General features: G+C 60.6%; 4 protein-coding genes and 1 pseudogene. 2 read left to right on the forward strand and 3 right to left on the reverse strand.

Annotation, left to right across the window (positions count from 1 at the left end; all coding sequences use genetic code 11):
* Positions 1-92 precede the first annotated feature (92 nt).
* Entirely contained in the window at positions 93-1,298 is a 1,206-nt protein-coding gene (gene queG / locus H5U08_RS09775; RefSeq protein WP_297032539.1) for a tRNA epoxyqueuosine(34) reductase QueG, read from the reverse strand.
* Between the two features lie 199 nt (positions 1,299-1,497).
* Here queG and H5U08_RS09780 point away from each other — a divergent pair, with 199 nt between their 5' ends.
* Both H5U08_RS09780 and H5U08_RS09785 read left to right on the forward strand, forming a co-directional pair.
* Positions 1,498-1,728 (forward strand): hypothetical protein, encoded by a 231-nt coding sequence (locus H5U08_RS09780; RefSeq protein ID WP_297032541.1) that lies wholly within the window; start codon positions 1,498-1,500, stop codon positions 1,726-1,728.
* Positions 1,729-1,783: 55 nt separating this feature from the next.
* Positions 1,784-3,016: a lactonase family protein gene (locus tag H5U08_RS09785; RefSeq protein WP_297032542.1), complete on the forward strand. Its 1,233-nt coding sequence runs from the start codon at positions 1,784-1,786 to the stop codon at positions 3,014-3,016.
* Positions 3,017-3,043: 27 nt separating this feature from the next.
* On the opposite strand, the gene H5U08_RS09790 is transcribed toward H5U08_RS09785, so the two are convergent.
* Positions 3,044-4,330, reverse strand: coding sequence for a YkgJ family cysteine cluster protein (locus tag H5U08_RS09790; RefSeq protein ID WP_297032544.1), 1,287 nt, complete (start codon positions 4,328-4,330; stop codon positions 3,044-3,046).
* A gap of 27 nt (positions 4,331-4,357) precedes the next feature.
* Positions 4,358-5,127: pseudogene (locus tag H5U08_RS09795) on the reverse strand (hypothetical protein); the annotation flags it as partial.

Below are 5,127 nucleotides of genomic sequence, written 5' to 3' on the forward strand. Positions count from 1 at the left end.
CGATTGGAGGGCCCGGTGCCGCCCGGGCCGCGCCACACGATCATACGCCCCGCGCTTCGGTCGGGGCAATTCATGAATTCCCCCGACAAGTTTTATGTGTTCTCCCGGCTTTTCCAAGACCCGCTGCCTGGTGGGCGCGGTTCTTCCGCCCCGTCGTGGCATGCTGTGATTTGCATAATTCTATCCAAGTGTCGGCTGAGTTGCTCCCGAACCCAGGGGTCCGGATCGCTATCCATCCGCGCCCGCACGGCCGACACCGCCTCCTCTGTTGCGATCTCGACGAGGGCCCAGCCGCATGCTTCCCGCACGACAGGATCCGAATCCTCCAGTCCTCTGGTCAGCGCTGGTACCGCTTCCCTGCAGCGTTGATTTCCCAGGACGATCGCGGCATTTCGCAAAAGACCCCGCCGTTTGGCTCGCCACAACGGCATGTCCCGAAACGCCGAACGGAACTGCTCGTCGCTCCACTGGAAAAGCTCAATCAGTTCGACGTGGGTTCCCCAGCGAGGCATGAGTGAAGGCTCCCCGCTCACCGGCGCCCGTCGGTTCCAGGGGCAGACTTCCTGACAGATGTCGCAACCAAAAAACCAATCATCAACAGAGGATCGCCATTCCTGAGGGATCGGACCGCGGAGCTCGATCGTCAAATAGCTGAGGCATCGTCGGGCATCGAGGACATACGGAGCGACGAGCGCTCCAGTGGGACACGCACGCAGACAGGCGGTGCACGTCCCGCAGTGATTGGCTTCAAAAGGCCTGTCCACCACCAGGTCGGCCGTCGTCAGAAGTGCTGCCAGAAAGAGCCAGCTCCCCAGGCGGGGATTAATGAGCAGCGTGTTTTTGCCGATCCAGCCCAGACCGGCGAGTTGAGCAAATTCGCGTTCCAGAAGCGGCGCCGTATCGACCACGCCCCGTGTCTCACTCCCCGGGCAGAGTTCTTTCACTGTTTGGCCGAGGCTTTTGAGCTTGCTCCGGATCAGGTCGTGGTAATCTTTTCCCCACGCGTACCGCGAAATCCTCCCTTTACCGACCGCACTCGGCGAGGGTTCTACCGTGCGATAGGGAAATCCCAGCATCACGATGGTCCGCACGCCTTCCAAAACCGACCGGGGATGGGCGTACGCTTCCCGCCGACGTTCCAGATACTTCATCTCCCCGTGAAAGCCCTTTTCCAGCCACTCCACAAAAAAAGAAAAATGAGGTGGCTCTACGGCGGAACAGATCCCCACCGGCGCAAATCCCAGATCCTCGGCGGCTTTCCGAATTTGCCGGGTGATTTCCTCCCGATCGCTGGGCATCGGCTGACATCCGCGGACACGACGTCACAAACCAGACAGGAAGACGCGTCGATTGCGTCCGTCATCCATTTTAGGAAACAATGAAGGGGTGAATCCAAAGAAAAAAATCGGGCGGCGCACTCATTTCGCCCGAGCGCTTCGATGGCTCAAGCGGTGTTCCGCAGAGTAAGAGTCTCGTACCAGGGGAGTTTATCCAGCGATGGGACACGGTCTGAAGCTCTGTATTATCTGCGTTTTTTCGCTGGTAGGTGGCCTTTTGCTCGTTGCTGCGCCGGGTTGCCAATCCCGGCCGCCTCTGGAAGAGTTAGGCGAGCTGGAGTTCGATGTGCCCAATCTGCCGGGTATCGATCAGCCCTATCCTCTTCCTGGTGAATCCAAGGAGAAGAAAACCACCGACCACGACAGCGGTTCCGCCCCTTTTAACGAATGAATCTTTCCTTTCGCGCGGTTCCCTGGGGGGCGTTCTTGCCCGGGACCCTCGCCAGATGAAAATAGGGCTTGCGCAGATTACCCTGGAGAACGCGGCGTTTCCCGTTCGGTTTGGCCTCAGTGGAGAAGTGGACATGAGCAGGTTGGTTGTCACATTCCTGACGGGGCTTGTCCTCAGCCTTTCGGCCGGAGCAGGATGGCCTGTTCTGGGAGATGAGTACTGGGTATTCTACGGCACATACACACGGGGCACCAGCAAGGGGATCTATGTGAGCCGATTCAACGCGGAGGAGGGAACTCTCAGCGAGCCGGTGCTGGCCGCGGAGGCACAGAATCCCTCGTTTCTGGCACTGCATCCCCAAAAACCCCTTTTGTATGCGGTGGGAGAGCTCTGGGAAATGTCCGGCAGACGGACGGGCAGCGTCAGCGCCTTTGCGGTGGATGTCCGCTCGGGCCGATTGAGCTTGATCAATCAGCAACCGTCGGGCGGTTCCGGGCCTTGCCACGTCAGCGTGGACGCCACAGGCCGATTCGTCCTGGTCGCCAATTATGGCGGGGGAAGCGTGGCGGTCTTGCCAGTTTCGCCGGACGGCGGGCTTGGGCCGACTGTTTGCCTGATAAAGCAGGAGGGAAAGAGTGTGCACCCCACGCGACAGACAAGCCCTCATGCCCATCAGATCGGCTTCAATCCGACCGGCAAACTTGTTGTGGTACCCGACCTGGGGCTGGACCAAGTTTTGCTGTTCGATTGGGATGGTACTCGAGGGCAGCTCACTCCCCACAAGCCGCCGTTCGTGCAGGTGCCGCCGGGCTCGGGACCGCGGCATTTCGCGTTTCATCCTAGCGGGAAGGTTCTCTATGTCCTTAACGAGCTCACCACGACCGTGAGCATTTTTGCCTGTGATGACGGGGGGCCTAGCCGACTGTTACAGAGTGTCTCCGCATTGCCTGCGGATTTCACCGGCCAGAACACAGCGGCGGAAATCGCCGTCCATCCGACCGGTCGGTTTGTTTACACCTCCAATCGCGGGCACGATTCTGTGGCCGTGTTTGCTGTCTCAGATGGTGGGAAACGGCTGGAGCTGAAGATCAACGTCTCCACGCAAGGGAAAACTCCTCGCTTCATCGGGGTGGATCCTACCGGCAGGTATTTACTGGCCGCCAACCAGGACACGAACAACGTCGTCATTTTCAAGATCGACAGCGAGACGGGCATTCCCACCCCCACAGGAAAGCAGGTCTCCGTGGGGGCTCCCGTGTGCCTAGTGTTTTATCCGGTGACGGATTGATGCGCGGGGAGTGACACGGGAGACGATTTATCGGGCCCACCAGATGACCAGTCGAATGAGCTGGCCGCTGTGCCCCAGCGCCCGTAGCCTTCGCCGGTAAGTTCGGCTGGCGAGCGAGGCCAGGCCTTCTCCGCGATCGAGGGCGATCACCACCGCCGTCATGTCTTCGGTCGTGGGAAGTCGGCCGGGAGTTGCCAGGCGGAGAACGGCAAGGGCCGCGGGGAAGGACGCGGCCAGGGCGCGAATACGATCGGTTAGAGGCCAGCCCCGTCGGCCATTGACCGCGAAGCGGCGGGAGATGGCCATGGCCTCGTAGTACTCATCGAGGGGCGTGAGCACGTCTCGATGTAACCCCGTCAAACTGCGGCCCAGTTCTGCCAGCGAGACGCTGCCCGAAAACGTCGCTCGTTCGCCCTGGAACTTAAGAGCGACCTCTGGCGGCGCGAGCGCCGGAATGTCGCCTTTTCCCCTGGCGATCGCCAGCGCCATTTTCGCCCACTGAAGCCGCCCCCGCCACGATTCTTTGAGTGGAAACCCCGGATGCAGGCGGAGGTAGTCCAGCAGGATCCGGCGGAAAATAAACTGGGCTGCCGCATCCGGCGGGACGCGGTCGCGGAAAAGTGGCTCGGCTTCCTTCGGCACACTCTCTTCCAGCATGCGGAGCAGCTCAACGTACTGCTGCTGATCCAGGCGGCTCAGCCGACAGGCGTCCAGGGTCTGCGCGAACAGCAGCGCGTGAACAAGCCGGCGGACCATGGGATAGGAAGGATTGCAGAGGAGGCGTTCCACAACCCCTGCCGCTCGCAGAAACTGATTCCAGGTCCCCCGGTAACCTAGAGTGATGGGAGGCGGCACCGTTGTCCGGGGACGCAAGCGGGGATGCTCGGCAAGCGGTCGCCACTGGTCTTCCTGTTGCGAGAGCGGCTGGCCTGCGTGCCGGATCACACTGGGGCAGTTATGCCGCAGCGTGAGGTACGCAAATTTATCCAAAGCCACAGTCTGATAAGGGAACATCCGACAGACGAGCGGCTTGGCCTCTGCCCCGAATCGCTCGTGAATGCGGCAACGACCGGTGGGACTGAGAAAAACACAGTAGCCGTCTTCCTGATGGGCCAATCGATACCGGGGAGGCCAGAGCCGCGTACGAACAAATAATCGCTTCCCCGCGAGCGCTGGGTCTTTGTTCCATCCCTGGCCGCGGATCCTTGCGTATTCCTCGGGGGAAAGGGGGATGATCACGTGACGGCAGCAAATACCGCAGCCGTGGCAGGTCCATCGTTCTTCCACCGGTAGCAGTCTCAGGGGAAGATCCATGGTGCGGTGAGGTCCCGGTCTGCGAATTCAATCCTTCTGGGCAAGCGTTCTGAACAAGGGCAGGTGCCGGTAGTACACTTCGAGGATGAGCAGGTGCATGGCGGTGACGTACAGTCGGCCCGCCTCATTGCCCCACCGGTCGGCCACAGACCGTAACGGATCCCAACTCCCTGCCCATGGTCCGGATTGCACCTGTTCCCGAAGAAGGAGTTGCTGGATGGCCTGGTTCCAGGCTTTCCAATATTCGCCCTGCATTTGAAACATCACCTGGGTGGCGTAATACCAGTAGTAGGTGTCCCGCAGGGGATTTTCGGCGGTTCCGTAACTCGGCAGATTGCGAGCCAGAAAATCGGCACCTCGTTGCAGGGCGGGGTTGTCGGGCCCCCAACCCAGATAAATGCGCATGAGTAATCCCTCGGCTGTCATCGCACGACTGGGCGCCTTCAGATGAGCGGCGGATGAACTATTTCCTGCATAGGGGCTGTAGACATAACGGGCCCCACCTTCCACCTGCGCCCGATCGAGCCATCGCGAGACGCCTTCCAGTGTCGCGGCGGGCACCTGCAATCCGGCCATCTGGGCACTTTTCAGTGCCATAAGCTGCCATCCGGTGACAGACGTGTCGGCTTCTTTTCGAGACTCGTACCGCCACCCGCCCAATTCGGGGTTTTGGGATTGCACGATAAATGCGATCGCCCGCTCAGCAGGCTGGCGGAGGGCCGGATCGCGTGTCATGCCGTAGGCTTCGCACACGGCAATCGTCGCCAGCCCATGCCCGTAAAATCGCGTGTAAAGAT

The sequence above is a fragment of the Thermogutta sp. genome (genome assembly GCF_014359955.1).
Classification (GTDB): Bacteria; Planctomycetota; Planctomycetia; order Pirellulales; family Thermoguttaceae; genus Thermogutta.

Coding starts and splice junctions, on each gene's coding strand:
- queG (WP_297032539.1), bottom strand. CDS start 1,298: ATGCCCAGCGATCGGGAGGAAATCACCCGGCAAATTCGGAAAGCCGCC.
- H5U08_RS09780 (WP_297032541.1), top strand. CDS start 1,498: ATGGGACACGGTCTGAAGCTCTGTATTATCTGCGTTTTTTCGCTGGTA.
- H5U08_RS09785 (WP_297032542.1), top strand. CDS start 1,784: ATGAAAATAGGGCTTGCGCAGATTACCCTGGAGAACGCGGCGTTTCCC.
- H5U08_RS09790 (WP_297032544.1), bottom strand. CDS start 4,330: ATGGATCTTCCCCTGAGACTGCTACCGGTGGAAGAACGATGGACCTGC.